The organism is Bathymodiolus azoricus thioautotrophic gill symbiont, from assembly GCF_001298715.1.
GTDB lineage: Bacteria > Pseudomonadota > Gammaproteobacteria > PS1 > Pseudothioglobaceae > Thiodubiliella.
In genome coordinates, this window is the sequence record NZ_CDSC02000156.1 from 1 (window position 1) to 1,547 (window position 1,547).

At 34.6% G+C, this 1,547-nt stretch carries 2 protein-coding genes and 1 pseudogene; 1 reads left to right on the forward strand and 2 read right to left on the reverse strand.

Annotation, left to right across the window (positions count from 1 at the left end):
• Both BAZSYMA_RS03175 and BAZSYMA_RS10315 read right to left on the reverse strand, forming a co-directional pair.
• Positions 1-120: DNA cytosine methyltransferase (locus tag BAZSYMA_RS03175; protein WP_195910068.1), on the reverse strand; the 120-nt coding region annotated here is incomplete at its 3' end.
• On the reverse strand, positions 117-1,166 hold the full coding sequence (locus BAZSYMA_RS10315; RefSeq protein WP_241502530.1) for a type II restriction endonuclease: 1,050 nt from the start codon (positions 1,164-1,166) through the stop codon (positions 117-119). The genes BAZSYMA_RS03175 and BAZSYMA_RS10315, both read right to left, overlap by 4 nt.
• A 61-nt stretch (positions 1,167-1,227) precedes the next feature.
• Between BAZSYMA_RS10315 and BAZSYMA_RS03185 the strand changes: the two are divergent.
• Positions 1,228-1,547: pseudogene (locus BAZSYMA_RS03185) on the forward strand (hypothetical protein); the annotation flags it as partial.

Here is a 1,547-nt window from a genome sequence, read left to right on the forward strand (position 1 = left end):
GGAATACTTATCCCATTCACTGGTAAAAACACACTCAATACCCTGCTTAGATGATTTTTCAAAACCCAGCCTAATGCCACCAATACCTGCAAATAAATCTATCACTTTTATTTTTTTCATTTTTCACCCCAAAATTTCAAAATAGATGGAATTTCTTCAAATAAGTAGTCTTCAAAACTAATTATATTTTTCATTGAAGTTAAAGACTCTGAGTTAGCAACCCAGTCATAAGCAACAACAATAATATTGTGATTTGCCATTTCCTGAGCTTTACTCTTAGAAATATCCTCATCAACTGTTAGTAAATGTATTTCTGGAATTTTAGTTCTTTCTATCTCTTCTGCAACCTCCTGCCATCTTTCACGCAAAGATGTTTTCATTGTCCCTATAATGGTTTTATTTCGTCTTTGTTCATAACAGTCAACGCTTGGAAGAATAGAATCTACTTTTTTACCCAAACCCAACTTTGTAAATGTTTTTCTCCCAACTTTATTCTGTGAATCGAAATCATATTCTAATATGTCGTATACTTTATAGACGATTGACTCAAATGTTTTACCCGCTCTTGATCTTCTTGAGTTAGTGTTACTTAGGGCTATTTTATAGATATAAGGGAAAACTCTTCCAGCATATTCGCCACAAAGACTACGAACCTCTTTCAAAAGATCTTTTTCTTTCAGTTCTGTAATTTTTTTATTCACGAGAAGCTCTAAAATATGTTGCGGTGTTTTTAATGTGGCATGCATTTTCTGCATTAAGATAATATTGAAACTCACCTCGTCTTTAAGGTATTCATTCCAAACTAGCCCTCTTAATCCTAAAATAGACTGACTAACTTCTTTGTTTTTTATGTTTTGTAAATAAACAGGTTTTTCTTTAAATACTTTATCTACAATTTCTTGAGATGTACGAATATATTTACTTCGACATGATTTGATTAATTTTTCAAACTTCTCTTGCTCATCAACTGGAATTTCAGTTATTATTGGAGGAGGCTGATTTTTAGTCATATTCAATATATCCTTGAGATTTTTAGTTACTTTTGGATTATACAGCATAAGCAACTTTGAGCAGAATGCTTCAACCCTAATCCAAAAATAGAAATCAAAAAAACACACAAACCCCAACTGGTATAATGGTTTCAACCAAAAAACCGCTTCACCCATTGGGTGAAAACACAAAAGACAACCACATCCCCTTTATACACAACCAAACCTTACTACATTTATGAACATTTTAAACTACAAACTGTCCTCTACCAACGAACTTCTAACCGCTCGCATTGGGCTACTTGCTACTGCACATACCATTAACACATTGAGTTTGTCTAATACCATTGATCAACACTTCCCAGCCCTTGGTAGCAATTGTGCACTCAAAGCCTCCACTTTTATCAATACCTTGATATTAAGCCAACATGAAAGTGGGCAGTGCTTAGATGATACTACCCACATTGTCAAAGACAAGGCGCTACGCTTAATCACCAATCAAAGCGTGCCAACCCCACAGGCTATTGGCATTTGGCTTCGGCGTTTAGGCAAAGACAA

Coding starts and splice junctions, on each gene's coding strand:
- BAZSYMA_RS10315 (WP_241502530.1), bottom strand. CDS start 1,166: ATGGGTGAAGCGGTTTTTTGGTTGAAACCATTATACCAGTTGGGGTTT.